The sequence below is a fragment of the Caballeronia sp. 11_S32 genome (assembly GCF_056930355.1).
Genome location: NZ_JBXOWH010000001.1, coordinates 500,437 through 526,717 on the forward strand (window position 1 = coordinate 500,437; position 26,281 = coordinate 526,717).

21 protein-coding genes are annotated in these 26,281 nt (G+C 63.9%); 12 read left to right on the top strand and 9 right to left on the bottom strand.

Translation table 11 applies throughout. From position 1 onward, the window contains the following. The first annotated feature begins 6 nt into the window (after nucleotides 1-6). Genes AC1Z32_RS02320 through AC1Z32_RS02330 form a run of 3 tightly spaced genes read left to right on the top strand, consistent with a single transcriptional unit; the run spans nucleotide 7 to nucleotide 4,452 of the window. Nucleotides 7-2,616, top strand: a complete 2,610-nt coding sequence (locus AC1Z32_RS02320; protein WP_483477092.1) for a circularly permuted type 2 ATP-grasp protein — start codon at nucleotides 7-9, stop codon at nucleotides 2,614-2,616. Beyond that, the gene (locus tag AC1Z32_RS02325) at nucleotides 2,613-3,509 is read left to right on the top strand and encodes a transglutaminase family protein (protein ID WP_483477093.1); all 897 of its coding nucleotides are present in this window, start codon (nucleotides 2,613-2,615) and stop codon (nucleotides 3,507-3,509) included. The genes AC1Z32_RS02320 and AC1Z32_RS02325 overlap by 4 nt, the downstream gene beginning before the upstream one ends. Nucleotides 3,510-3,549: 40 nt before the next feature. Continuing rightward, complete coding sequence (locus AC1Z32_RS02330; RefSeq protein WP_483477094.1) at nucleotides 3,550-4,452, top strand: DUF7164 domain-containing protein; 903 nt, start codon at nucleotides 3,550-3,552, stop codon at nucleotides 4,450-4,452. Nucleotides 4,453-4,480: 28 nt separating this feature from the next. On the opposite strand, the gene AC1Z32_RS02335 is transcribed toward AC1Z32_RS02330, so the two are convergent. Beyond that, nucleotides 4,481-5,332, bottom strand: coding sequence for an oxidoreductase (locus AC1Z32_RS02335; RefSeq protein WP_483477095.1), 852 nt, complete (start codon nucleotides 5,330-5,332; stop codon nucleotides 4,481-4,483). A gap of 163 nt (nucleotides 5,333-5,495) precedes the next feature. On the opposite strand from AC1Z32_RS02335, the gene AC1Z32_RS02340 reads away from it, so the two are divergent. Continuing rightward, a complete protein-coding gene (locus tag AC1Z32_RS02340; protein WP_483477096.1) occupies nucleotides 5,496-6,473 on the top strand; it encodes an aldo/keto reductase in 978 nt (325 codons plus the stop codon). Between the two features lie 29 nt (nucleotides 6,474-6,502). Here the strand turns inward: AC1Z32_RS02340 and AC1Z32_RS02345 are convergent, their stop codons facing one another. The 3 genes from AC1Z32_RS02345 to AC1Z32_RS02355 form a co-directional block, all read right to left on the bottom strand. Then, complete coding sequence (locus AC1Z32_RS02345; protein ID WP_483477097.1) at nucleotides 6,503-8,059, bottom strand: phospholipase D family protein; 1,557 nt, start codon at nucleotides 8,057-8,059, stop codon at nucleotides 6,503-6,505. Nucleotides 8,060-8,072: 13 nt separating this feature from the next. Continuing rightward, entirely contained in the window at nucleotides 8,073-9,428 is a 1,356-nt protein-coding gene (locus AC1Z32_RS02350; RefSeq protein WP_483477098.1) for a TAXI family TRAP transporter solute-binding subunit, read from the bottom strand. A 176-nt stretch (nucleotides 9,429-9,604) separates the two neighbouring features. After that, nucleotides 9,605-10,729 carry a hypothetical protein gene (locus tag AC1Z32_RS02355; RefSeq protein WP_483477099.1) on the bottom strand — a complete coding sequence of 375 codons (1,125 nt, stop codon included), beginning with the start codon at nucleotides 10,727-10,729 and terminating at the stop codon, nucleotides 9,605-9,607. Between the two features lie 259 nt (nucleotides 10,730-10,988). Here AC1Z32_RS02355 and AC1Z32_RS02360 point away from each other — a divergent pair, with 259 nt between their 5' ends. After that, nucleotides 10,989-11,942 (top strand): D-2-hydroxyacid dehydrogenase family protein, encoded by a 954-nt coding sequence (locus AC1Z32_RS02360; RefSeq protein ID WP_483477100.1) that lies wholly within the window; start codon nucleotides 10,989-10,991, stop codon nucleotides 11,940-11,942. Between the two features lie 8 nt (nucleotides 11,943-11,950). Here the strand turns inward: AC1Z32_RS02360 and AC1Z32_RS02365 are convergent, their stop codons facing one another. Then, nucleotides 11,951-12,505, bottom strand: coding sequence for a TetR/AcrR family transcriptional regulator (locus AC1Z32_RS02365; RefSeq protein WP_483477101.1), 555 nt, complete (start codon nucleotides 12,503-12,505; stop codon nucleotides 11,951-11,953). Nucleotides 12,506-12,587: 82 nt separating this feature from the next. Next, nucleotides 12,588-13,013 (bottom strand): hypothetical protein, encoded by a 426-nt coding sequence (locus AC1Z32_RS02370; RefSeq protein WP_483477102.1) that lies wholly within the window; start codon nucleotides 13,011-13,013, stop codon nucleotides 12,588-12,590. Between the two features lie 158 nt (nucleotides 13,014-13,171). Between AC1Z32_RS02370 and AC1Z32_RS02375 the strand changes: the two genes are divergently transcribed. After that, nucleotides 13,172-14,302 carry a peptidyl-alpha-hydroxyglycine alpha-amidating lyase family protein gene (locus AC1Z32_RS02375; RefSeq protein ID WP_483478186.1) on the top strand — a complete coding sequence of 377 codons (1,131 nt, stop codon included), beginning with the start codon at nucleotides 13,172-13,174 and terminating at the stop codon, nucleotides 14,300-14,302. 16 nt (nucleotides 14,303-14,318) lie between these two features. On the opposite strand, the gene AC1Z32_RS02380 is transcribed toward AC1Z32_RS02375, so the two are convergent. Then, nucleotides 14,319-16,328, bottom strand: coding sequence for an MFS transporter (locus AC1Z32_RS02380; RefSeq protein WP_483477103.1), 2,010 nt, complete (start codon nucleotides 16,326-16,328; stop codon nucleotides 14,319-14,321). A gap of 235 nt (nucleotides 16,329-16,563) precedes the next feature. After that, nucleotides 16,564-17,487 carry a DNA-3-methyladenine glycosylase family protein gene (locus AC1Z32_RS02385; protein ID WP_483477104.1) on the bottom strand — a complete coding sequence of 308 codons (924 nt, stop codon included), beginning with the start codon at nucleotides 17,485-17,487 and terminating at the stop codon, nucleotides 16,564-16,566. A gap of 157 nt (nucleotides 17,488-17,644) precedes the next feature. On the opposite strand from AC1Z32_RS02385, the gene AC1Z32_RS02390 reads away from it, so the two are divergent. After that, complete coding sequence (locus AC1Z32_RS02390) at nucleotides 17,645-17,812, top strand: hypothetical protein (RefSeq protein WP_232477684.1); 168 nt, start codon at nucleotides 17,645-17,647, stop codon at nucleotides 17,810-17,812. Between the two features lie 52 nt (nucleotides 17,813-17,864). Here AC1Z32_RS02390 and AC1Z32_RS02395 read toward each other — a convergent pair whose 3' ends face one another. Further along, nucleotides 17,865-18,620, bottom strand: a complete 756-nt coding sequence (locus AC1Z32_RS02395; protein ID WP_483477105.1) for a GntR family transcriptional regulator — start codon at nucleotides 18,618-18,620, stop codon at nucleotides 17,865-17,867. Nucleotides 18,621-18,784: 164 nt separating this feature from the next. Between AC1Z32_RS02395 and AC1Z32_RS02400 the strand changes: the two genes are divergently transcribed. From AC1Z32_RS02400 to AC1Z32_RS02420, 5 genes are all read left to right on the top strand, one after another. Beyond that, entirely contained in the window at nucleotides 18,785-20,005 is a 1,221-nt protein-coding gene (locus tag AC1Z32_RS02400; protein WP_483477106.1) for a pyridoxal-phosphate-dependent aminotransferase family protein, read from the top strand. Beyond that, nucleotides 20,002-20,766, top strand: coding sequence for a 2-keto-4-pentenoate hydratase (locus tag AC1Z32_RS02405; protein WP_483477107.1), 765 nt, complete (start codon nucleotides 20,002-20,004; stop codon nucleotides 20,764-20,766). The genes AC1Z32_RS02400 and AC1Z32_RS02405 overlap by 4 nt, the downstream gene beginning before the upstream one ends. Before the next feature lie 53 nt (nucleotides 20,767-20,819). After that, nucleotides 20,820-23,858, top strand: coding sequence for an FAD-binding and (Fe-S)-binding domain-containing protein (locus AC1Z32_RS02410; protein WP_483477108.1), 3,039 nt, complete (start codon nucleotides 20,820-20,822; stop codon nucleotides 23,856-23,858). 252 nt (nucleotides 23,859-24,110) lie between these two features. Then, nucleotides 24,111-25,400 carry an MFS transporter gene (locus AC1Z32_RS02415; protein WP_483477109.1) on the top strand — a complete coding sequence of 430 codons (1,290 nt, stop codon included), beginning with the start codon at nucleotides 24,111-24,113 and terminating at the stop codon, nucleotides 25,398-25,400. A 70-nt stretch (nucleotides 25,401-25,470) separates the two neighbouring features. Continuing rightward, complete coding sequence (locus tag AC1Z32_RS02420) at nucleotides 25,471-26,280, top strand: enoyl-CoA hydratase/isomerase family protein (RefSeq protein ID WP_483477110.1); 810 nt, start codon at nucleotides 25,471-25,473, stop codon at nucleotides 26,278-26,280. Nucleotide 26,281: the final 1 nt, after the last annotated feature.

Below are 26,281 nucleotides of genomic sequence, written 5' to 3' on the forward strand. Positions count from 1 at the left end.
ACGACTTTGGCCTATCAATCGACCTTGCCGTTCGACATCGCCGCGGCACGCATCGATGCGCTCGCGCTGCTGCGCACGCTGCCCGCGCGCGAAGGGCATTGGGACGAACTGCGTGATGCTTCCGGCCAGTTGCGCGAGCCATGGCGGCAATTCTTCGAACTGCTCGGCGAGCAGGGCATCGCACGTCTCGACGATGCCGTCGCCGCCGTCGCGCAGCAGATTCGCGACAACGACATCACGTACAACGTGTATGCCGACAATGGCAAGCCGCGCGCGTGGTCGCTCGATCTCCTGCCGCTCATCATCGACGAGGAAGAATGGGCGGTGATCGAGCGTGGCGTCGCGCAGCGCGCGAGACTGATGGAAGCCATCGTCGCCGATGTCTACGGTGCGCAGACGCTGCTGCATCGCGGGCTCCTGCCGGCCGCGCTCGTGTTCGGACATCCCGGCTATCTGCGTGCGGTGAAGGGCTTCGTGCCGCCGCTCGGGCGCTTCCTGCAAATCGTCGCGGTGGATCTCGCGCGCGCGCCATCCGGTGCGTGGACGGTCATTGCGCATCGCACGGAAGTGCCCTCTGGCCTTGGCTACGCGCTGGAGAACCGGCTGATCGTCGCGAGTCTGTTCTCGGATCCCTTTCGCGCCATGCGTGTGAGCCGTCTCGCAACCACGTATTCGCAACTCATCGCCACCGTCGCGCAAGCCGCGCGCGCGACGATGCGCGATGACGAAAACGGCCGCGGCGATGCCTCGAACGATGCGCCGCATATCGCGCTGCTGAGCCCAGGCCCTTTCAGCGAGACCTGGTTCGAGCATGTGTTTCTCGCGCGCTATCTCGGCGTGACGCTTGTCGAAGGCAAGGACCTCACGGTGCGCCACGACAAGCTTTATCTCAAGACATTGGCCGGCCTGTCGCGCGTGCATGCGGTGTTGCGGCGTCTCGATGATGCATTCTGCGATCCCGTCGAGTTACGCGCGGATTCGACCATCGGCGTGCCGGGGCTTCTTCAGGTGATGCGCGCGGGCAATGTGATGGTGTCGAACGTGCCGGGCGCGGGCTTCACCGAATCGCCCGCGCTCAACGCATTCTTGCCGGGCATCGCGAAAGCATTGCTCGATGAAGCACTCGAATTGCCCACCGTGCCGACATGGTGGTGCGGCGAGGAAGCCGCGCGCCACGAAGTCTTCGAGCATCTCGATAGCGCGCTCATTGCGCCGACATGGCCGGGCACGCAACCGGATCACGCACCGGGCATCGACGCGGGCGTGCAGGAACTCGAAGCATGGCGCGAGCGCATCGAACGCGCGCCGGATGTGTTCACGGTGCAGGAGAACCTGCCGTTTTCGACCGCGCCGCGCTTTCACGATGGCGCGCTCGGCTCGCGTCCGTGCGTGCTGCGCGCTTATGCGATCGCCAACATCGACGGAAGCTGGAGTGTGATGCCCGGCGGCTTCACGCGGCTCGCCGCCGACAAGCGCGCCACGGTGTCGATGCAGTTCGGCGGCAGCAGTGTCGATACATGGGTGATGTCGAGTCATCCCGGCGCTGCCGGTTCGCAGGGTCCCACGCCGATGAAACCCGGCGACTTGCGCAAGCATCGCACCGTATCGAGCCGCGCGGCGGAAAACCTCTTCTGGGCAGGGCGTTACGGCGAGCGCGCGGAAAACAACGTGCGGCTGTGCCGTCTGCTGCTCGGCATGCTGGACGGCAGCGACGCCGAAGAACTCTTCCCGACACTCGCCGAACTCGCAACGCAATGCGGACTGATTCCGTCGATCGATACGCTCGCACGCAGCACGCCGCAAGCATTCGAGCGCGTGCTCGTCGCGGGGCTGCCGGAATCGAGCAACGCGACGAGCATCGGCGGCAATCTCGCGGATCAGGCGCGCGCATGCGGCGAGATACGCGACCGTCTTTCGACGGACCACTGGCGCACGATCCTCGCATCACGCAACGACTTCCGCGATGCGCTCGCCGAGACGGGCGTGGAAGACACGGCGCGCATCGGCCGTGGATATGATCGCCTGCTGCTTGCGAGCGCGCTCGAACATCTCGCGACGCAACTGTGCGCGATCAGCGGCGCGCAGGGCGATCGCATGACGCGCGACGAAGCATGGCGGCTGCTGTTCATCGGACGGCACATCGAACGCGTTTCGACCATGAGCACCATCCTGCGCGTCGTCGCGGAGTGCCGCACGCTCGCATCGCCCGCGGGCTTCGATCTGCTCTTGCAACTCTTCGACAGCACGCTCACGTATCGTTCACTTTATCCGGGAAGGCTCGAAGTGCCGGCGCTGCTCGATCTGATCGTCGTCGATCAAACCAATCCGCGCGGACTGTATGGCGTGTACGCGCGTCTACGTACGAAGCTCGACGAAATCGCGGCGGCGGCGGGCGGCGCGCGCCGCGCACAGGCGACGCGCTTCGCGGATCTCCTCGTTCATGCCGATGCGTTGCCGGACCTCGCCGCCCTCTGCGAAACGCGCGACGACGGCCGCCATGAAGCGTTGATCGCGTTGTGCGACAGGCTCGTTGCGTCGGTCACCGCGGCATCGAATGAAGTGAGCGCGCGCTACTTCAGCCATGCGAATCCGCTTGCGGCGCAGGTGTCGGCATGAGTCTCGGGCTGAACGACACCGTGCTCGCGGTCACGCATCGCACGACATATCGCTATTCGACGCCGGTGGAGATCGCACAGCATCTCGCGACCATTCGCCCGCTGCATTGCCCGTGGCAGCAGGTGATCTCGCATACGGAGCGCATCGAGCCGGTGCCGTCGTATGTGCATAGCCGTGTCGATGCATTCGGCAACGACGTGCTGTACTTTTCGCTCGATGCACCGCATGAGCGTCTTTCCATGACGAGCGAAACCACGGTGCGCCTTACCCCGCGCTGGAATGCGCTGGATGCGGACGCAACGCCGCCGTGGGAAGAAGTCGCGCAACGGCTGCGCTATCACGCGGGCGGGCCTTTCTATCCGGAAAGCGAGTTTTGCTATGCGTCGCACAATATCTCGCTCGATCACGAATTGCGGAATTATGCGCAGGCCAGTTTCGACGCCGGCACGCCGCTCGTTGCGGGCGCCATCGATCTGATGCATCGCATTCACGCGGATTTCGAATATCGGCCGTCAGCGACCGCGTTCGATACGCCAGCATCGCGCGCATTCGAATTGCGTCATGGCGTGTGCCAGGACTTCGCGCAAGTGATGATCGGTTGTCTGCGCACGCTCGGGCTGCCTGCGCGCTATGTGAGCGGCTATTTGCGCAACGATCCGCCGCCGGGACATGCGCGTCTGATCGGCGCGGATGCATCGCATGCGTGGGTTTCGGTGCATTGCCCGCACAGTGGATGGATCGATCTTGATCCGACCAATGATGTGCTCGCCGACCTCGATCACGTCACGCTCGCGACAGGACGCGATTACGGCGACGTCTCGCTTTTGCGCGGAATGATTCTCGGCGGAGGCGCGCATCATGTGGATGTGGCGGTGAATGTGCTGGCGTTATGAGATAGGCGAGTCCTGCTTGATGAACTCCGGACTAGAATGAATGTTCGAAGTCCAATTCAAGCGGGAAGAGGGAATGATGGATCTAGGTATCCTGGTGTACGTCGACGATAGCCCGAGCATGCTCGAAGAGTTCGACTGGCTTTATAAAAGCCTCTACTATTCGGGCGTCATTTCGCGTAGCGGCATTATCGCCGTTTGCAATCCAAGAATCATTCAGGCTTTGCCGAAGGATGAACGCATCACGGTCATTCCGAGCGTGCCCTACGAGCAGCGCCACCCCGAATGGAACGGCTACAAGTTCATCAATTCCATCGGGAACCTGATCGAACAACCCGTGCTCGATGCATGCAAGCAATTCGAATTCATCCTCAAGACGGATTGCGATACTTTCGTTACGCCCGCTCTGCGCGATTTCCGTCCGTCGGGATTGTGCGCGGGTTTCGGCGGCTACGCGTATCAGGACGACGTGCGCGAGAAGTTATCGGAAGTGAGCGCGCGCTGGGGCTTTCCACATTCGGGGCTGCATAACGTCGGTGCATCGGTGCTTGGTCCGGCCGAGATGGTGGAGCAGTTTCTTCTCGCGCAGATGCGGGCATGCGAACGGCTCTGGCGCGAGGAGTTTCAGAACCATGACGGCGTGTGGCCGGGCTGGTGCAAGCAGGTCGTCACCATGTACGCGGGCGAACTCGCGCTTCGCGTGACATATCCCCAGCGTTGTTCTCTTGGCTTGCTCGATGCATTTCCCGCGGCGGATCGTGAACTGGCGAGCGACGTGCTGCACGTTCATGCGTGGCAGACGGACGCCTACTGGTCCAAGCGGATCTATCGCGAGGGCGGCTATGCGCATATCGCGCGCGACAGCATCGATCGCACGAAGCTGGCCGGTTATTGCCACTGGCTCGCCGAAGCCAGCATCGAGGAAGTGAAGCGCGCGGCGCAATGAGTCACCGACGCCGCGCGGCTGGCATGGCCTACTGGCCTTCCGGAAAATCGGCACCCGCCGATACGTCTTCCCAGCCATCGAAGTCCTTGCGCAACGCATCGATCTTCACGCGCGCATTGGCGAGCGCCGCCTTGCCGAGCAGCAGGCGCAGCGGCGGATTTTCGCTTTCCACGGTCTTGATGATCGCTTCGGCCGCGCGCACCGGATCGCCCGGCTGCTTGCCGCTGTAGCCGCGAATCGTGTCGGTGCGCGCCTGCGCGGTGCTCGCGTAATCCGCGATCGTGCGCGGCGCTTCGTTTGCCGAGCGGCCCGCCCAGTCGGTGCGAAACGGCCCGGGCTCGACGATCAGCACCTTGATGCCGAGCGGCGCGAGTTCATGCGACATCGATTCCGACACCGCTTCGACAGCGAACTTCGTCGCATGATAGAAGCTCACGCCTGGAAACGCGATGATCCCGCCGATCGACGATATGTTCACGATGGTCCCGCGCTCCTGCTTGCGCATTTCGGGCAGCACGGCGCGCGTCATGTCGACGAGGCCCCAGAAGTTGATATCGACCATCTTGCGCACTTCGTCCATGTCACTTTCTTCGAACGAGCCGAAATAGCCGATCCCCGCATTGTTCACGAGTACGTCGATGCGCCCGAACTTCACGATCGCCGCGCGAACGGCGGCCTGCACGTGATCGGGCTTCGTCACGTCGAGCTGCAGCACGAGCGCGAGATCGCCGTATTGCTTCGCAAGATCGTCGAGCGCGGCGGGATTGCGCGCCGTGACGACCGTGGGATAACCGAGGCTCAGCGTTTTCGCCGCAAGCTCGCGGCCGAAGCCCGTCGAACAGCCGGTGATGAACCAGATGGGTTGGGTCGAGGACGTCATGATCGGCATCTCCTGCGAAGGGTGAGGGCGAAAGAAGTCTGCGTTGCAGATAGCGTGCCCGAGCGAAGGAAGCGCGCTATGCGAGACTGCGTTAATGTCTAGGGTTTCGTCGCCATGCGCAAGCAATCGCGTGTGCCTTTCGTTTTGCAAGGAGATCCGCACGATGGAATATGTGAAACTGGGTTCGACCGGCCTCGACGTGTCGCGCCTTTGTCTCGGCTGCATGACTTATGGTGTGCCGGAGCGCGGCACGCATCCTTGGACGCTCGATGAAGAAAAGAGCCGTCCGCTCATCAGGCAGGCGCTCGAAGCGGGCATCAATTTCTTCGACACGGCCAATACTTACTCGGATGGCACGTCGGAGGAAATCGTCGGACGTGCGCTGCGCGATTTCACGAAACGCGACGACATCGTGATCGCGACGAAGGTGTTCAATCGCATGCGTCCCGGCCCGAATGGCGCGGGGCTGTCACGCAAGGCGATCTTCAACGAGATCGACAACAGCCTGAAGCGCCTCGGCACCGATTACGTCGACCTTTATCAGATCCATCGATGGGATTACACGACGCCGATCGAGGAAACGCTCGAGGCGCTGCACGATGTCGTGAAGGCGGGCAAGGCGCGGTATATCGGCGCGTCGTCGATGTATGCGTGGCAGTTCAGCAAGGCGCTTTATACATCGCGCGCGAACGGTTGGACCGAGTTCAGGACCATGCAGAATCACCTGAATCTGCTGTATCGCGAGGAAGAGCGCGAGATGATGCCGCTGTGCAAGGATCAGGGCATCGGCATGTTGCCGTGGAGTCCGCTTGCGCGCGGCCGTCTAACGCGCGAATGGGATGCAACGAGCGCGCGGCAGGAATCGGATGCATTCGGCAGCACGCTCTATCGCACCGATGAAGCCGACCGCGCGGTGGTCGAAGCCGTCGCTGCCGTGGCGCAAGCGCGGGGCGTGCCGCGCGCGCAAGTCGCGTTGGCATGGGTCGCGCAGAAAGCGCCGGTCACCGCGCCGATCGTCGGTGCATCGAAGCCCAATCATTTGAGTGATGCGGTGGCGGCGTTGGAGTTGCATCTCACGGCGGAAGAGATCGCGCAACTGGAAGCGCCCTATGTGCCGCATGCGGTCGCGGGTTTCAAATGATGCGCGGATAAGCGCAAAGCGCGCGCGGCTCACAACTGCGATTCGATCGGCAATATCCCCAGCATCCAGATGCCCGCGCGCTTGAACGCCGACACGTCCGGCTCGCTATCGAGCACGGTCGTGTTGCCGTTCGCATCGGTATCGATCCATACCATGCGCGTGTTGCCGTTGCCGTCATCGCGCAACTCGACGCGCCACGCGATGCGATCGATATTCGTCCCGATGCCGTCCGCCACTTGCTCGGCGGCGGCCGCGCTCTCGCAATACACGCCGATCTCAGTATTCAACTGCACGGAACGCGGATCGAGATTCATCGAGCCGATGAAGATGCGCTTTCGATCGAACACATACGTTTTCGCATGCAGTGAAGCTTTCGACGATCCGAATGTCGACTTCTTGGCGCTCTTGTCGTTATCGGCCGATGCGACGGGCTTCAGTTCATATAACCGCACGCCCGCTTCGAGCATGTCCTTGCGATAGCGCTGATAGCCCGCATGCACCGCGGCGACATCGGTGGCCGCGAGCGAATTCGTGAGCACGGTGACGCGCACGCCGCGCGATGTCATCGAGCGCAGCCATCGCACGCCTTCCTTGCGCGGCACGAAGTAGGGCGACACGATCAGCATTTCCTGATCGGAAACGAGACTCAGCGCCTTGAATTGCGACATCAGATGGCCTTCGGTGTCGCCGGGCGCGCGCGTGATCTTCGCGGGATCGTCATAGAGGAGCGTCGCCTTGCCCCACGAGAACGCGGTGTCGTGCTGCTGAATTACCTGGGCGAGACGCTCGCGTACCTGCGCGACATATGGCGAATGTTTCTCCGACAACAGATATGCATCGAGCTTCTCGCGATAGCCCGCGAGCGCATCGGGATCGGCATGACGTCGCATCAGGTTATCGATCGGATACGCGGCTTCCGAATTCCAGTAGAGATCGAATGCACTCGATACCTCGCGCACGACGGGACCATGCACGAGCACGTCGAGATCGCCGAATGCGACCGTGCTCGATGCGCCGAAGTACTCGTCGCCGATATTGCGCCCGCCGAGAATCGCGGCCTGATTGTCGGCGATGAGCGCCTTGTTGTGCATGCGCCGGTTCACGCGAAAGAACTCGGCCGCCGAGCCGAGCCTCTTGAACGTGCGGTTCGCGACCGGATTGAAGAGCCGCACCCGCACGTTGGGATGCGATGCGAGCGCGAGCAGGAACTGATCGTCGGCATTGGTGCCGAGATCGTCGAGCAGAAGCCGCACGCGCACGCCGCGGTCCGCCGCGCGCATGATCGATGCGGCCATCTCGCGGCCCGTGAGATCGTCGTGCCAGATGTAGTACTGGAGATCGAGCGTGCGCTCCGCGGTTTCGCTCAGGATCACGCGCGCGATCAGGGCGTCCATGCCGTTCGATAGCAAGTGAAACGCGTTGTCGCCGGGATGCGCGGCTTCGCTCGCCGCGAAGGTCATGCCGAGGCGCGTGTTCGCGGTGTCGGTGAGGGCGTGAGTTTCCATGCGTCCGGTTTGAGGCGGAAGGCTGGCGCAGGCGGTCATCAAGGACATCAACGCAACGGCGAACCATGTACGACATTTCATCGCGCGCCCTCCGTTATGTCATGCGCGTCTGGACCGTGCTCTTTTCCCGTCGCGCCGCTTCGCTCAAACGCGAGCGCACGAAGCTCACGTGCTCGCGCAGCACATAGAGCGCATCGGCATGGGCGAGCGGCAGCTTGAGTGTATCGAGCGATTCCTCGATGTAATCCAGCTCGACGAGCAGCGCGCGCCGCTCTTCTTCACTGGCGACGCGCATCGCGTTGCGCTCCACCGCGATCAGCGCGCCGTAATAGCGATAGATGCGCGAACGCACGCGCCATCGATAGAGCGCGGGCACGAGCCGCAGCGCCGGAAAGACCAGCACCGCGACGGGCAGCAACAGCACGAGCGCGCGATCCGCGATATTCGCGAGCCAGAACGGCAGCATGCGATACAGGAAGCTCTTGCCCGAGCGGTAATAGCGGCTCGCATCTTCGCTGATCGGAAACTCGTGCGCGACCGCGCTCGGAAACTGACCGGCATGCTGCAGCAGACCGGCCGCGCCATGCACTTCCTGCGCCGCCTCGATGAGCAGATCCGATAGCGCGGGATGCAGGCTCGGCCGCGCGATCAGCTCCGCGGTCGGGCTGATCAGATGCACCGTTTCCGGCGGAATGCGCCGGCCGATATCGAGCACGCCGGGCGGCAGCTCGATATCGTCGAGATAGGGAAAGAGGCGCGTGTAGGCGCGCGCTTCCTTGAAGTCCATCACCGAGATGCCGGGCACGCGCAAGAGCCGCAGCATCAGCCCGCGCGTCGCGGAGTCGCCGGAGAGAAAGACCGCGTCGGCTTCGTTGCTGACGAGTTGCGTGGCGGCCTGCAGGCCGTCCGTCGAAAGAAGCTGAGTGTCGCCGCCCGGATAGATGCCGTTCGCTTCCAGCAGCTTGAGCGACAGCATGCGCGTGCCGCTGCCTTCGCGGCCTATCGCGATGCGCTTACCTTCCAGTTGCGACAGCAGCGTGAGCCCCTTGCCGCGATAGAACACGACGAGCGGCACATATGACACGCTGCCGAGCGACATCAGCTTAGACGCCTCTTCCTTCGTCGCGACGCCGCCTTGCACGAGCGCGAGATCGACGTGCTGCTTCGGATCGAGCAGACGCTCGAGATTTTGCACGGAGCCGTCCGAAGGCAGCACTTTCAGCTTGATGCCGTTGCGCGCGAGGATTTTCGCGTATTCCTGCGAGACGACGTAGAACGAGCTGTCGGGCTGACCTGCGCTCATCGTGATGATCTTGGGCGGCGCGGGATCGACGAGCCAGTAGACGAGCGCGGCGACGATCGCAATGACCAGCACGACGGGGCCGGCGGTCCACGTGATGTCATGCAGGACGCCTTTGGCATGATCGCGAGGCAGATGCGGTCGGTTCATGCGGTGCCTCGTCATGAGGAGACGGTCCAGACTGCTTGCGTGTCGCGAAAGACATGGAGCATGTCGTGTCGGTGTCGGAAGCGGCAATTGCTTTGCAGTGTAACGCCGTATGCACGCAAAACGACAAGGCCGGCGCGCATGCGGCCGGCCTTTCAGGTTTCGTCGTGGTTCCTCCTTTATGCCCAGTGCGCGGGAATCCAGAACCGGCCGACCCAGTGGCCCGGGATCAGGACCGCGCGGTGCGGCATCACATAAACAGTCTTCGGCGCCGGCGCGACATAAACCGTCTTGACCGGAGCCGGGGCCGGCGCGACATAAACCGTCTTGACCGGAGCCGGGGTCGGTGCGACATAAACCGTCTTGACGGGAGCCGGGGCCGGCGCGACATACACGGTCTTGACGGGAGCCGGCGGCGCGACGACCACGGTGTTCGCGGGCGGCGGCGGGGGCGGCGTGACCACGACCGTCGACGAAGCCGGCGGCGGCGCAACCACCACGGTCGTCGAAGGCGGCGGCGGCACGATCACGGGCGCGGCCACCACCGTCGTGCCCGTGGCGACCGGCGTGGTCGCGACCACCGTCGTGCTCGATGAAACCGTGCCGCCGCCCACGACCGTCGTGCTGTGCGAGCCGTTCGTGACCGTCGCGGTGCCTGAGGTCGTGACGACGCCCGGCGCCACGCTCGTCGCGCTGCCCGAATGCGTGACCGTGCCGCCGTTCGCCGTGTTGACCGTGCCGGAGCGGTTGCAGGTGTAGCCCGCGCAATTCGTCGATGCCGAGTGCGTCGACATGTTGCCGTTCGGCCCCGTCACCGAGCCCGATGACGTGTACTGGCCGGGCGCCGTGCGCGTCACCGTATCGCTGCCCGTCGCGGTCTTGCCGTTCGGGCCGGTCGCGCTGCCGGTGTGCGAGCAGCTGCCGCCGGCGCAGCTCGTGTCGCCCGAATGCTGCACGGAGCGTCCGTTCGGACCGTAGGCGGTGCCGGAGTTGGAGAACTGGCCCGGCGCGGTGCGTGTCACCGTGCCGGAGTTCGTCGCGACGCGGCCCCACGGGTTTTCGACGCCGCCCGCGTGCGAGCAGCTGCTGCCGCCGCAGGAGCCGACGTGCGCGCCCTGGTATTCGCCGCGGCCGGTGTAGGCCGTGCCGCCGCGCGCCCAGCCCGCGAAGGCCGAACTGCTGCAGAGCGTGAGCGCGGCGGCTGCGGCGATCACGAGCGCGTGGCGCACGCGGCGCTTGCCGGAAGCCGCGTCGGAGGCGGAAGCAACGCGGACGTTTGAAGCGAAAGTCGATCTGTTTTTCACGGGATGTCCTTCTCGGTTCTTTAGGCCACGTTGCGTTTCGAGTGGCGACGGAAGTGACTATAGGGAAAGCGCCGCGCGAAGTCCCGCGGTAACTTATTTCACGTTATGTCATGGGTGGCGGCCCCCGCTTTCCCCTTGTGGCGCAAGGCTTTGCGGGATTTCCGGCGGACCGTCCGCGTGCCCGTCCGACATGATTTCCGGCCTTGCGTCACACTAGCGGCTCTCGTTCAATCCATTCGTCACACCAGACGGAACCGCCATGCCCACGTCCACTCCGATCAAGGTCGCCGTTCTCGACGACTACCAGAACGTCGCCCTTTCCATGGCCGACTGGTCGCCGCTCGCCAGCCGCGCCGACATCACCGTGTTCAACGATCACATCGCGGAGCGCGACGCGCTCGTCGAGCGCCTGCGCCCCTTCGATGTCGTCTGCGCGATGCGCGAGCGCACGCCGTTCTCGCGCGACATCATCGGCAACTTGCCGAACCTGAAGCTGATCGCGTCGACGGGCGCGGCCAATGCGTCGATCGATCTCGATGCCGCTGCCGAACGCGGCGTCGAAGTGCGTCATACCGGCTACGCGTCGACGCCGACGATCGAATTCACGTGGGCGCTGATTCTCTCGATGATGCGCAACATTCCCGCCGAAAACCGCTCGCTCAGGGAAGGCGGCTGGCAGACGGCGCTCGGCGCCGAACTGGCGGGCAAGACGCTCGGCCTGCTCGGCCTGGGGCGCGTGGGCTCGGCGGTCGGCGTGATCGGCCGCGCGTTTCGCATGAATGTGATCGCGTGGAGCCAGAACCTGACACGCGAGCGCGCGGAAGAAAAGGGCGTGCAACTCGTCGACAAGGACACGCTCTTCAAGACCTCCGATGTGCTTTCGATTCACGTGCGCCTGAGCGAGCGCACGCGTCATCTCGTCGGCGCGCAAGAGCTCGCGCAGATGAAGCCGACGAGCCGTCTCGTGAACACGTCGCGCGGGCCGATTGTCGATAACGCGGCGCTCGTCGATGCGTTGAAGTCGAACACGCTCGCGGGCGCGGCGCTCGACGTCTACGACGAAGAGCCGCTCGCCGCGAACGATGTACTGCGCTCATTACCGAACGTGCTCGCGACGCCGCATATCGGCTATGTGTCGGAGGAACTGTATCGCACGTTTTATGGCGATACGGTGCGCAATATCGTCGATTGGCTCGATGCGCGCAAAGCTTGACGTCGCGGTTATGACGCTTTCGATTCGCCGGGCGGCAACAGCGCGAACAAGGTTTCGATGGCCACGCTGGCGCGGCGCTTGCCGTCCGTGCGGCCCACCGCGAGATCGATGACCGCGAGCCCGACGACGAGCGCATGCACCATCGACACATGCTCTTTCGTGACGGCGAGGCCCATTGACTCGAGCATGCGCGTGATACGCGCCGCGACGCCTTCGGCCAGCTCGCGAAAGAGGCTGCGTATGGTCGGTTCTTCGTCGGCGGCTTGCGCGAGCGCCATCAGGACGCGCGTGTTTTCGTGGCGCATTGCGACATTGGCGATGGATGCGGCCGTGACCTTGGGCGATGCTTCGCCCGCGAAGGCATCCACGGCGGCGAGCTGGCCGTCGATCGCGGTGCGCGCGACGGCTTCGATCAATGCGAGACGCGTCGGAAAATAATAGGTGAGGTGACTCTGACGCACGCCCGCGCGCGCAGCGACGCGCGGCTGCGTGAAGCCCGCATAACCTTCTTCACGCAATGTGGCGAGGGCGGCTTCGAGTATGGTTTGTCGGCGATCCTGCACGGGGCGTGGTCCGTCGTTTGGTTGATGTACCAAACCTTAGCGCGCGCGATGCACGGCGTCAACCTAATCGGCCTCATCGGCTTCATGAAGTGCCGTATGAAGGCGGCTGCGGATTGTGCGCGGGGTTCGTGTCGAACTTGCGGATATCCGTGATTGCTTCGCTCGCGAGCAACCGCAGATCGGCTTCGAGCGCATCGGCCAAGGCTTTGTCATAGACTTCGTCGCCATTCACATAGAGCGTGAACGCTTCGAGATATTTGGCTTTTTTCGCGGGATTTTCGATGGTTTCGCGCGTCCATCGATAGAGCGGATAGTGCTCGATGCCATCGCGCTCCGCTTGCGCCACGTAGTCGGCGAAGGCGTCGTACTGGCATTTCAATTGAGCATTGTGTCTGATCAGGAGCGCATTGAGCGGCGCGAGTTTTTCGCTCGCCGGATCTCGACGTGCCAGTGCCGCATGCTCGGGCGCGAGCCTGATTCGAACTTGGTATTGCCAGGATTCGGTCATGATGTCCTTTCAGCATTGAAAGTGTGGAAAACACTCGCGTGCGTTTCAGTCGATTCATGCACTACACTTCCTCTCGCATCGCGAAGCAAGCCGACCATCGATGTTCATCATTGCAGGCGACGAACAGAAGGAGGGTAACAGTGAGTCTTCGACACCCGATGTACTGCCCATGTTGCGACACGGCGCCGGCCACCGCAAGCCGCCGCCGCTTTCTGGCGCTCGCGGGCCAGAGCGCCGCCGCGCTCGCGCTCTTCCCGCATCTCGCGTACGCCGACAGCGATGTGCCGTCCATTTCATACGATTCCGTTCCCGATCCGGTGCGTCTGCCGCGCGACGTGTACTTCGGTGAATGCTCCGGCGTCGCGCTCAATTCGGCGGGACATATCTTCGTGCTTTCGCGCGGCAACACCACCGGTCCCGCTTATGGCGCGGCCGCGGCGCAACTGCTCGAATTCGACCGCAACGGACGCTTCGTGCGCGAGATCGGGCATAACCTTTATGCGTGGTCGTTCGCGCATACGGTCAAGGTGGATCGGCAGGATAACGTCTGGGTCACCGACAAGGGCTCGGACATGATCATCAAGTTCACGCCGGAAGGCCGCGTCGCGATGGTGTTCGGACGCAAGCAGGAAGCATCGGACGAAGAAACCGCGCCGCTCAAGCATCCGAATCCGCCTCTTCGTTCGGAGTCGGGCCGCTTTCGTCAGGTGACGGACGTCGCATGGGATGCAGAGGGCAATACGTACATCAGCGACGGCTATATCAACTCGCGCGTCGCGAAAGTGGACAAGGACGGCAACTGGCTCAAATCGTGGGGCGATCGCGGCAATGGACCGGGGCAGTTTCATACGCCGCACAGCATTGCCGTCGATGCGAACAACCTGGTGTATGTCGCCGATCGCAGCAACCGGCGCATCCAGGTCTTCGACGGCGAAGGGAATTTTCAGCGTCAGTTCACGATCGACGTGCCGGTGCCATCCGATGCGCGGCCGGCCATCGGCAACATACCCGACGAAGCGGCGATCGCGGCGGGCACGTTCGCGCCGGGCTCGCCATGGGCCATTTGCATTTCGCCCGGGCCGAATCAGGTGTTGTATTGCTCGGATGCGTTTCCGGGCCGCATTTACAAGCTATCGCTCGATGGCAAGCTGCTCGGCGTGCTCGGGCGATCGGGCAAGCAGTTGAAGCAGTTCGGCTGGATTCATGAGATGGCTTGCCCGGCGGAGAACACGTTATTCGTCGCGGAGCTGCTCAACTGGCGCGTGCAGAAGCTCGTGTTGCATGCGTGAGTTGTATTGGCCGGCATTACTTGTTCGCAGCCTTCGTCCGCATCGACATGATCGGCCTGGGCTGCGCATCGCGGCGATCCTCGCGCCACGCGCGCAACGTGTCGAGCGCGACGGAATTGCGCACATAGCGATGCCACACGAACGCGAGATCGAAGATGAGAATCGCGAGCCACCACGCATAGAGAAAGAACGCGCCGCCGATCACGACGGGCCATAGCGGCGCCGTGTCCCGCTCGTCCCATAGCCTCACGCCGACGATCAGCGCCATCATCAGCGCGCCGAGCGCGACGAGCACGCGACGGCCCACGCGCGGCTTGCGCGGAGCGAGCCATCCGCTTATCGCGCACACCAATCCGGCGACGACGAAGAGCACCTTGCCGACGACGGAATCGACCGTACCGCCATGCAGCAGGGCCGCGAACGGGCTGGCAAGAAACGACGCGACCTTGATCGACAACACGGACCAGAAGATCGACGCGCCCGCGACGAATGCGAGCAGCGCGACGATGCGCCAGCGCAGCCACGCGCCCGTGCGCTTTCTGCCGCGCGCCTTGACGAGCCGCGGAAGGCGCGCGGCGACCGTCGTGCCCATCAGGAGGCAGGCGAGCGCGAACACCGAGCGCGTGAGCTGGATGAACTCCGGCGCGGCGCTCGCCGCTTTCGCCGCCGACTCGGACGAAGCCGTGACTGCCTTGTAGATAAAGAACACCGCGAGAAGATGCAGCGCGAAGCTCAGCAAATAAGGAATCGCCGTGCTGACGATGCCGCGAAAGCGCCTGTTTTCCGGGGCTTTCGCGGAGTTGCGATCGAGCACGACGTTCTCGATGAAGTGGCCGAATACATCGGCATCGGTCCAATAGTCCGTGTGCGCCTTGCCCGGCAGCCAGTAGCGCGAGAAGCCGAAATCATGCGCCGGCTCGAATTCGAACGCACGGCAGCCGCGATGATCGAGATAGGCGCGCGCCGTATCGAGCGCGAAGCCCACGGGGTCGCCGAAGTCATAATAGTTGCGCCACTTGATGCGCGAGGGCAGCGTGACCGGGCCACCGGGACGCTCGACCTGGCTGACCGCATCGCCCTGCATTTCGCTTTTCAGCGCCATGCCTTCCCAGAGTTTCGGCCACAGCAGGATGTGCTTGTCGATAGGCGAGCCGATGGTCATGAAGCCGCGCAGGCTTTGCACCCAGTCAGTGCTGATGATCTGCTTGGTGTCTTTCGGGTCCGTCACGGTCGATATCGACAGCGCCTGCAGAATGCCGAGAAAGCTGATCACGGTCCCTTCGCTGTGCGCGACGATATACACCTCGGGCGCACACTGGCAACGCGCGGTGACGAGCGCGACGAGGCGCTCCATCACGCGATGAAAGCGAAACACGATCGTGTCGCGATGCTGGCGGAAATCCGCGACGAGCTGCACGTCGCCGACATAATCGCGCAGCACGGGCGCGAGATCGAACTTGAAGATGCCGGCTTTTTCCGCGACCGCGAGCAGGCTCTGCATGACCGCCACGGTCTCGACGATCTCCTCGACGACGCCCGACGCCAGCGAGAAATCCGCGGGCTCGAGCTTGCGCTCGTCGACGTTGAGCATGTAGGCCGCTTGCGCGCGGCTCACGATCGACAGGCCCCACGCCTTGCTTTCCTCGAGCGTGTCGTCCTGCTTCACGACTTCGCGCGGAATGTCGGCCCAATACACTTCCGCGAAACCGAGCGCCGAATAGAAGTCGCGCTGCTCGGCCGTATAAGGGCCGCCCGCGGGAAGATCGAGCTGGCGCACATCCACTTCACCGACCCCCGCGATATCGAAATAGCCGAGCGGCATCACGGGCAGCGGCGGGTCATAGCGCGCGCCGAACTGGCTCGCCACCGAGCGCACCGTGTCGCTGTGCAATTGATTGCCGATGCCATGTATTGCGACGACGATCTTCTGCACGCGCGGCGCGATCGGCACATCGGGCAGGGGTGGCGCCTGCGCTGCGGCGCGCGCGTTGTTCCGGTCTCGCGCGTCGAGGGATGATGCGTTCATGAGCGTCTCCCGATGGCGTTTCGTTAGCGCTTCTTCGTCTTGAACGTTGCCGCCGCGTGCTGGTTCGCGGCTTCGGCGGCGCGCGGCTGCTCGATGCAGATTAGTCCATTTTCAAGACTACGGAACGAAATCGTCGTCGGGGTGCATGGGTGTCATGCGACGTCCATCGCGCCGATGGCATTTTGCATGCACGATGCTGCACGCAAGATGCAAGCGCGGTCGAATGCACGCAATGTCAGCCGCCGCGCGCGAGCCCTGTTTCCATCGCCACGCCGTTCCACAAGTGCATCGCCGCATAGGCGCGCCACGGACGCCAGCGCTCGGTGCGGGCGCGCTGCTGGGCGGGTCTGACAAGCGACGGGTCGCGCCGGGCGATCGCCTGCATGAGCACGAGATCGGCGTCGGGCCATGCGTCGGGATCGCGCAGGGCGCGCATCGCGACATAGCCGACGGTCCACGGTCCGATACCCGGCATCGCGAGCATTTCGCGTTTCACGAACTCGGGATCGGCGCCGGCATCGTCGAGCGGCAGCGCGCCCGTCGCGACCGCCTGTGCGAAGCGTTGCACGGTCTCGATGCGCTTCGTCGGCATGCCGATCTTGTCCAGATCGGCGGCGGCGAGCTCGGCGGGCGTAGGGAAGCGCCATGCGGTGCCTTCGTGCGGATGTCCCTCGATCCTTCGGCCCGCGCGCTGCACGATGCGGCTCATGATCGTCGACGCGCCTTTCACGCTCACCTGTTGCCCGACGATAGTCCGCACCACCAGCTCGAAGCCGGACCACGCGCCGGGCACGCGCAGCCCGGGCGCGGCCGCAACGAGCGGCGCGAGCACCGGGTCGGCCGCGAGGCAGCGGGAAATCTCGTGCGGGTCGGCGTGCAGATCGAACATGTGCGCGAGCGGCGCGGCGAGCGAATCCGCGTGGCGCGCCACCGCGCCGTGGATGGTCGCGACCAGCCGATGCCTGCGTTCATGCGGCCTCACTTCGATGATGCCGTCATCGCCGCGCCATTCGATCGCGCGCCGGTACACGCCGTCCTCTACCGACTCGACTCCCGCCGACGCGCGCCCGCCGATGAATTTCAGCATGCGTGTCCAGTCGAAGGGCCGCTTGAAGGGCAGTTCCAGCGTGGCGGTCGATGTGTCGAATGTCGAATGCATTTTGAATGCCGATTTGCGCGATGGTCGATTGCATGCCGATGTTACCGCGGCACGCGTGCGCCATCGGCGATGCTCATTCTTCGCTAACTCTCGGCGGCCACAATGCTTTTCACCGACAGCAACGATTCAGCCACATCAGCAGCCAAAGGAGCCGACCATGAACGCCATTTCGATCAGTATCGTCGCCATCGTCCTCACCGCCGCGCTCGCGGCCATCGCGCCGGTCACGCATTACACGCGGCACGAGATTGCCGTGCTGAGCGCGCACGCCGCGAGCACACGCGCTCAGGTTCGACTCGGCGAGGGCAGCGGACTGACGGTTTGAGAGTAGTTTTCCGAAGAACGTCTTCAGGGAATTCGCGCGACCGTCTTACCCGCTATTGCTCATCCTGCGCGGTCTTGTTCACCGCGCGCTTTTTCGGCGCTGCGGGCTTCACCGTCGACATCGTGCGCTCGGCGAGCACCGCATCGCGCTTCGACAGCAAATGCTTGCGCAGGATCTCGCCCATGCGCTTGCCATCACGCGTCTCCAGCGCTTCGATCATCTCTTCGTGATCGCGAATCGCGCTATCCCACTTCGGCGTCTGGAAATTCGAGCGAAAGCGCAGCGCCATCAGGCGCCGGTTGATCGACACATAAGTCTGTCGCAAGGCCGTGTTGCGCGCCGCTTCGTTGATCTTGTCGTGAATCGCCTGATTGCGGCTGTAGTAGCCCGACAGGTCATTCTGCGCGCGGCACGCGAGCATCGCGTAATGGAGCGCCTTGATCTCGGCGATCTCGAGCGGCGTGATGCGCTCGCACGCGAGCTCACCGGAAAACGCTTCGAGCCCGCTCATCAGTTCGAACATCTCGCGGATCTCGAACTCGCTCATCTGCGATACCGACGCGCCGCGGTTCGGCGAAATCTCGATAAGGCCCTCGGCGGCCAGCACCTTGAGCGCCTCGCGCAGCGGCGTGCGCGAGATGCCGAGCGTCTCGCACAGCTTGCGCTCGTTGAGCTTCACGCCGGGCGCGAGCAGACCCTCGACGATGAAGCCGCGCAAGTGATCGACGACGGTGTCGTGCAGACGCAGCCGCTCGACCTTCGGCAGCGGCGAGGAGACGTGCGTTTCTGGTAGATCGGGATTTTGCATTCAATACCTCGAATTCCTTTTGCGGCAATTTTAACCCGATGCAAGTGGAAAAAACCGCCAGCGGGTTATCCCTAGGCCGTTCGGCCTATGTATTTCTTTACGCGGCCAGATCGCTGCGTTATTGTATTTTGCATGCAAAATTACATTTCAAAGGACGCGCACCCATGCTGAAGCTCGACTCCCATCCTGCTGGCCGTCACTTCCTGCAGATTCCCGGGCCGAGCCCGGTGCCTGATCGCATTCTTCGCGCGATGAGCTATCCGACGATCGACCATCGCGGTCCGGAGTTCGGCGCGCTGGGTCTTAAGGTGCTCGATGGCATCAGGAAGATCTTCAAGACGAACCAGCCGGTGGTGATCTATCCGGCGTCGGGCACGGGCGCGTGGGAGGCGGCGCTGTGCAACACGCTGAGTCCCGGCGATGCCGTGCTGATGTACGAGACAGGCCACTTCGCGACGCTGTGGAAGAAGATGGCCGAGAACCTCGGTCTGAAGCCCGAGTTCCTGGGCTTGCCCGGCATCGAAGGATGGCGGCGCGGCGTGCAGGCCGACGTGATCGAAAAGCGCTTGCGCGACGACACGCGGCACGCGATCAAGGCCGTGTGCGTCGTGCATAACGAAACGTCGACGGGCGTGACCTCGGATATCGCCGCGGTGCGGCGCGCCATCGATGCCGCGAAGCATCCCGCGCTGCTGATGGTCGACACGATCTCGGGTCTCGCCTCCGCCGACTATCGCCACGACGAATGGGGCGTGGACGTGACCGTCTCGGGTTCGCAGAAGGGCTTGATGCTGCCGCCGGGGATCAGCTTCAACGCTGTGTCGGAGAAAGCGCGCGAGGCTTCGAGGCGCGCCACGCTGCCGCGCGCGTTCTGGGACTGGACCGACATCATCGAGATGAACAAGCAGGGCTACTGGCCCTACACGCCGAACACGAACCTGCTGTATGGCCTTTCCGAAGCGCTCGACATGATTCTCGGCGAAGGGCTCGACAACGTGTTCGCGCGTCATCAACGGCTCGCTGCGGCGTGCCGCGCGGCGGTCACCGCGTGGGGGCTCGAGATCCAGTGCGCGGACCCGGCCGTGTATTCGCCGGTGCTCACGGGCGTGATGACGCCCGAAGGCGTCGATGCCGACGCGGTGCGCAAGCTCATCTACGAGCATTTCGACATGTCGCTCGGCACGGGGCTTGGCAAAGTGAAGGGCCGCATGTTCCGCATCGGCCATCTGGGCGACTGCAACGATCTCACGCTGATGGCCGCGCTTTCCGGCTGCGAGATGGGCCTGAAGCTCGCGGGCATCGAACTGAAAGACAGCGGCGTGGCCGCGGCGATGAACTATCTGACGAGCCACGTCGCGAAGCCCGCGTTGAAGGCGGCCGCATGAGCGCCGCGTTCGACGCCGACGCGCTCGCGCGGCTGTTCGTCGAGGCACGCGCGCATCGCGCGAAGCTCGACGCGTTGCCGGACGGCGCGCGCCCGGCGAATGCCGACGAAGCATACGCGGCGCAGGAAGCGACATTGCGTGCGCTGCGCGCGGACATCGGCGGATGGAAAGTCGGTGCGAAATCGGCCGATGGTCCGATTCAGGGCGCGCCGCTTCCCGCCGACGGCGTGCATGGCTCGGGCGCGCGTCTGTCGATGGAGGCGTTCGGCAAGGCAGGGCTCGAACTCGAAGTGGCGTTCAGGATCGGCAGGCGCTTCGAGCCGGGCAGCGGTCCGTATCGCGATGAAGAGGTGCTGGCCGCGATCGAGTCCGTGCATGCGGCGATCGAAGTGGTGGCGAGCCGCTTCGCCGCGTGGCCGGATGTCGAGAAGCCCTGGCAGCTCGCCGACTTGCAGAACCACGGCGCGTTGATCGTAGGCGAGGGCGTGCCGTATGACGCGGCGTTTCCGTTCGTATCCCCGGCGATGACGTTCACGTTCGACGGCGCAGCGCTCTTTCAGGGCGACCCGGCCAATCCGGCGGGCGATCCGCGCCGGCTGCTCGCGTGGACGGTGAATCACAGCGTATCGCGCGGTCTCGCCGTCGAGCGCGGGACCGTGCTCACGGCGGGCACCTACACCGGCCTCGCGTTTCCCGCCGCGCCCGGCACGGCAGTGGGCCGCATCGAGGGCTTGCCCGCAGTCGAATTGCATTTCGCATAACGCATTCATAAGGCCAGGACCGCACCTCATTCCTGCACTCACCGACAGCGACGATGCTCAATTCCCCCACTGACCAGCTCATCAAGCCGATCCATCTGATGCCGGCTTCCGCGCGTGCGCGGCTCGCGTCCACGCCGACGCCGCTGCAGGCGCGTCTGCAACGCGAGCTTAAGGGCGATGTGCTGTTCGATCGCGCATCGCGCGGGCGCTACGCCACGGATGCATCGATCTATCAGATCATGCCGCTCGGCGTCGTCGTGCCGAAGGATCAGGACGACTTGCGCCTCGCATTGCAGATCGCGCGCGACACCCACGCGAGCGTGCTTGCGCGCGGCGCGGGCACGAGCCAATGCGGTCAGACGATGGGCGAGGCGCTCGTCATCGACACGACGAAGTGGCTCAACAACATCGTTCATTTCGACAAGCAGGCGCGCACCGTCACGGTCGAGCCGGGCGTCGTGCTCGATCATCTGAACGCGTGGCTCAAGCCGCATGGCCTGTGGTTTCCCGTGGATGTGTCGACGGGCGCGCAGTGCACGATCGGCGGCATGGCGGGCAACAACTCGTGCGGCTCGCGCTCGATGGAATACGGGATCATGGTGCATAACGTCGACGCGATCGACGCGATCCTCGCCGATGGCCATGAAGCGCGTTTCGGCAGGCTCTCGACCATGATGAGCGATCTACGCACGCGCGATCTCGTCTCCGGCGTGCGCAGCATCGCGATGCGCGAGCAGCAGGAGATGCGCGAACGCATCCCGAAGGTGCTGCGCCGCGTGGCCGGCTACAACCTCGATCTCTTCGATTGCCAGAGCCCGCTTCCCTTCAGCACCGACGGCGAGCCGAATCTCGCGAACCTGCTCGTCGGATCGGAAGGCACGCTCGCATTCAGCCGTCAGCTGACCTTGAAGCTCGCGCCGTTGCCCGAGCACAAGACGCTCGGCGTGGTGAACTTCCCGAGCTTCTATGATGCGATGGACATGACGCAGCACATCGTGAAGCTCGGACCGGTCGCGGTGGAGCTGGTCGATCGCACCATGATCGAACTCGCGATGTCCAACCCGGCGTTTCGTCCCGTGATCGAAAAGGCTCTGGTGGGCCGGCCCGAAGCGGTATTGCTCGTCGAGTTCGCGGGCACGGATCGCGACACGCAAGCCGCGAAGCTCGCGCAACTCGTCGAGCTGATGAGCGATCTCGGCTTGCCGGGCTCTGTCGTGCAGATGCCCGACGCCGGTCCGCAAAAGGCGCTATGGGAAGTGCGCAAGGCGGGCCTGAACATCATGATGAGCATGAAGGGCGACGGCAAGCCGGTGTCCTTCATCGAAGATTGCGCGGTGCCGCTCGAGCATCTCGCCGAGTACACGAGCCGTCTCACGGAAGTCTTCAGAAAGCATGGCACCGAAGGGACGTGGTACGCGCATGCGAGCGTCGGCACGCTGCACGTGCGGCCGATTCTCGACATGCGGCGCGACGGCGCCGTGAAGATGCGCGCGATTGCAGAAGAAGCCGCGGCGATGGTGCGCGAATACAAGGGCGCGTTCTCGGGCGAGCACGGCGACGGCCTGTGTCGCGGTGAATGGGTCGCATGGCAATACGGCCCGCGCATCAACGAGGCGTTTCGCGATATCAAGCAGCTCTTCGATCCCGAGAATCGCATGAGCCCGGATCGCATCGTTGCGCCGCCGAAAATGGACGATGCGAGCCACTTCCGCTTTCCGCCTTCGTATCGCGAGCGCGCATTGACGCCCCATCTCGACTGGTCCGCATGGAACGTGACGCGCGATCCGATGACGGGCGAAGAGGGCGCGCCGGGTTCGGGCGGCGATCTGTCGGGCGGCCTCGCGAAAGCGGTCGAGATGTGCAACAACAACGGCCATTGCCGCAAGTTCGATGCGGGCACGATGTGCCCGAGCTATCGCATCACGAAGGACGAGCAGCATCTCACGCGTGGCCGTGCGAATACGCTGCGGCTCGCCTTGTCGGGACAGTTGGGCGACGACGGGCTCGCGAGTCAGGACGTGAAGGACGTGCTCGACCTGTGCGTATCGTGCAAGGGCTGCAAGCGTGATTGCCCGACGGGCGTCGATATGGCGCGCGTCAAGATCGAGGCGCGCGCCGCGTGGACCGAGCGTCATGGCCTGCGCTTGCGCGATCGGCTGATCGCGTTTCTGCCGCGCTATGCGCCGTATGCGGGCCGCATGCCGGCGGTATCGAATGCATTCGAGGCGAACATGCCGGGCGTCGCGCGCTGGCTCAAGACGAAGCTCGGCCTCGCGCCGCAACGGGCGTTTCCGCGCTTTACGAGGCCGTTTCTCGCGGGCGAGAAGAGCAAACAAGTTGCATCCGCAACCAATGAGGTTCTGCTCTTCGTCGACACCTTCAACAACTACATGGAGCCGGACAACGCGCGCGCCGCGAAGCGCGTGCTCGAAGCCGCGGGCTACACGGTGCATCTCAACGTGAAGGCGGGCGAGCGGCCGCTGTGTTGCGGGCGCACTTTCCTCTCGGCGGGTCTCGTCAATGAAGCGAAGGCCGAAGCGCGCCGCGCGCTCGATGCGCTCATGCCTTATGTCGAGCGCGACGTGGCGATCGTGGGACTTGAGCCGTCGTGTCTGCTTTCGTTGCGCGATGAATTTCTCGGTTACGGCTATGGCGATGCCGCGCGCAAGCTCTCGCAAGCATCGTTTCTTTTCGAGGAATTCCTGGTGCGCGAAGAGGCGGCAGGCCGATTGCAATTGAAGCTGAAAGCACTGGATAAACCGAAGGCGTTGCTGCACGGGCATTGCCATCAGAAAGCATTCGACGCCGTGCGTCCTATCGAGAAAGTTCTCGGCTGGATTCCGGGTCTCGATGTGAAGACGATCGAATCGTCATGCTGCGGCATGGCGGGCAGCTTCGGCTATGAAGCAGAGCATTACGATGCATCGCAGGCAATGGCCGAGATGTCGCTGTTGCCTTCGGTGCGAGCGGCGCCCGATGCGCTGATCGTCGCGGACGGCACGAGTTGCCGTCACCAGATCGCGGATGGCGCGCAAAGAGAAGCGCTGCACGTCGCGCGCGTTCTGGCGATGGCGCTGGATATGAAGCAGTGAAGGCAGCGAGACGAGAGATTCATCCACCGATGCAAAACAGCGGACCTAGACGAGCCGCGACCAGGAGACGAGCCATGACATCACCGCGCAAACCACGCATCCGCAAGCTGCGCCGCCGCACGCAATAAGCAGGCGCATATCGAGCCGCAACTCCATCCGACGTACCCAAGCGAAGTTCCGCATGCCGTGATATCCGGCGCCTCTCGACATCCGAAGGCGCCCGGCCCACGCGCGCGGTTACACAAGGAGACGATGATGTTTCGTCGAGCCACGACGCGTGTTCTGCTGCTGCTATGCGCGATGTATTTCATCACCTATATCGACCGGGTCAATGTCAGCACCGCGGCGAGCCAGTTCGGCGCGGAGCTGGGTCTTTCGCATACGCAAATCGGTTTCGTGTTTTCCGCATTCGCGTATCCGTATCTCGTGTTCCAGATCATCGGCGGCTGGGTGGGTGACCGCTTCGGGCCTCGTCGCACGCTCACGCTGTGCGCGATCATCTGGGCGGGCGCCACCGTGCTGACGGGTCTCGCGGGCGGCTTCGCCTCGCTGATCGTGGCGCGCGTGCTGCTCGGACTCGGCGAAGGCGCGACCTTCCCGACCGCGACGCGCGCGATGTCCAACTGGATGCCCGCCGATCAGCGCGGCTTTGCACAAGGCATTACGCATGCGGCATCACGCATCGGCAATGCGGTGGCGCCGCCGCTCATCGTCTGGCTGATGGTCGCGACGAGCTGGCGCGGCGCGTTCGTCATCACGGGGATCATCAGCTTCCTGTGGGCGATCGCGTGGGTCTTCTACTTCCGCGATAACCCGCGCGATCATCCGCGCATCACGGACTCCGAGTGCGCGACGCTTGCGACCTACTCGGGCGTGAAGCAACGCACGCCGGTGCCGTGGCGCACGCTGCTCGGCCGCATGGCGCCCGTCACAGCCGTGTACTTCTGCTATGGCTGGGTGCTGTGGCTCTTCCTCGGCTGGATTCCGCAATACTTCCTGCACAGCTATCACATGCAACTCGGGAAGTCGGCGCTGTTCGCATCGGGCGTGTTCTTCGCGGGCGTGCTCGGCGACTGGCTCGGCGGTTCCGTCACCGACCGCATCCTCAGAAAGAGCGGCAACGTGCGCCTCGCCCGCAACGTGATGGTCGGCGTGTGCATGCTGCTGACGCTGCTGTCGCTCGCGCCGATCATGCTGATCTCCAACATCTCGATCACGCTCGCGGCGGTATGTCTTTCGGCAGGCTTCTTCTTCAACGAAATGACGATCGGGCCGATGTGGTCCGTGCCCATGGACATCGCGCCGAAGCATGCGGGTACCGCCTCCGGCATCATGAATTCCGGCTCGGCGCTCGCGGCGATCATCAGCCCCGTGGTGGGCGGCTGGCTCATCGACCGCACCGGCAACTGGAACCTGCCGTTCACCGTGTCGATGATCCTGATGGCCGTGGGCATCATCCTGTCGTTCACGATGCGCCCCGACCGCTCGCTCGAGGTGGAGGAGCAAAAGCAGGACGCGGCGGACGCGCGCAAGTTCGTGTGAACCCGGCGGACCCGTCGTTGAATGTCCGGTTCAATGCATTTTGCATGCATTGAACCGGATCGAATAACGCATGCAGCATTCAATTCAAGGAGGCGATGTGGCGGAACCATCCATCCTGATCGAGCGCGACGGCGATATCGCGACGGTCGTCATCGACCGGCCCGAGAAGCTCAACGCGATGACCAAACACTTGTGGCGCTCGCTCGGAGAGACCATCGAGACGCTGTCCGCCGACGACACCCTGCGCTGCATCGTGCTGCGCGGCGCGGGTGAGAAAGCATTCTCGCCGGGCAACGACATCGCGGAATTCCGCACGGATCGCTCCAACGTAGAGCAGGCGAGGGCGTACGGCGCCATCATGCATCGCACTTTGCATGCATTGCGCGAGTGCCGGCATCCGATCGTCTCGATGATTCACGGCATTTGCGTCGGCGGCGGTCTCGAGATCGCGGCGATGTGCGATCTGCGCATCTGCGGCGAATCGAGCCGCTTCGGCGTGCCGATCAAGAATCTCGGCCTCGTGATGGCGCATGCCGAAATGGAAGGGCTCGTGCGTCTGGCCGGGCCTGCCGTCGCGCTCGAGATTCTTCTCGAAGGCCGCATCTTCGATGCGAGGGAAGCGCTTGCCAAAGGGCTCGTCACGCGCGTCGTGGCGGACGCGGAGGTCACGGCGCATACGTATGAAACCGCGCGGCGCATCGCGGACGGCGCGCCGCTCGTCGCGCGCTGGCACAAGCAGTTCGTGCGCCGCGTGATGGACCCCGCGCCGCTCACGGACGAAGAACGCGACGAAGGCTTTGCCTGCTTCGGCACCGACGATTTTCGCGCCGGCTATCAGGCCTTTCTCGACAAGATCAAACCGCAATTCAAGGGACGTTGAC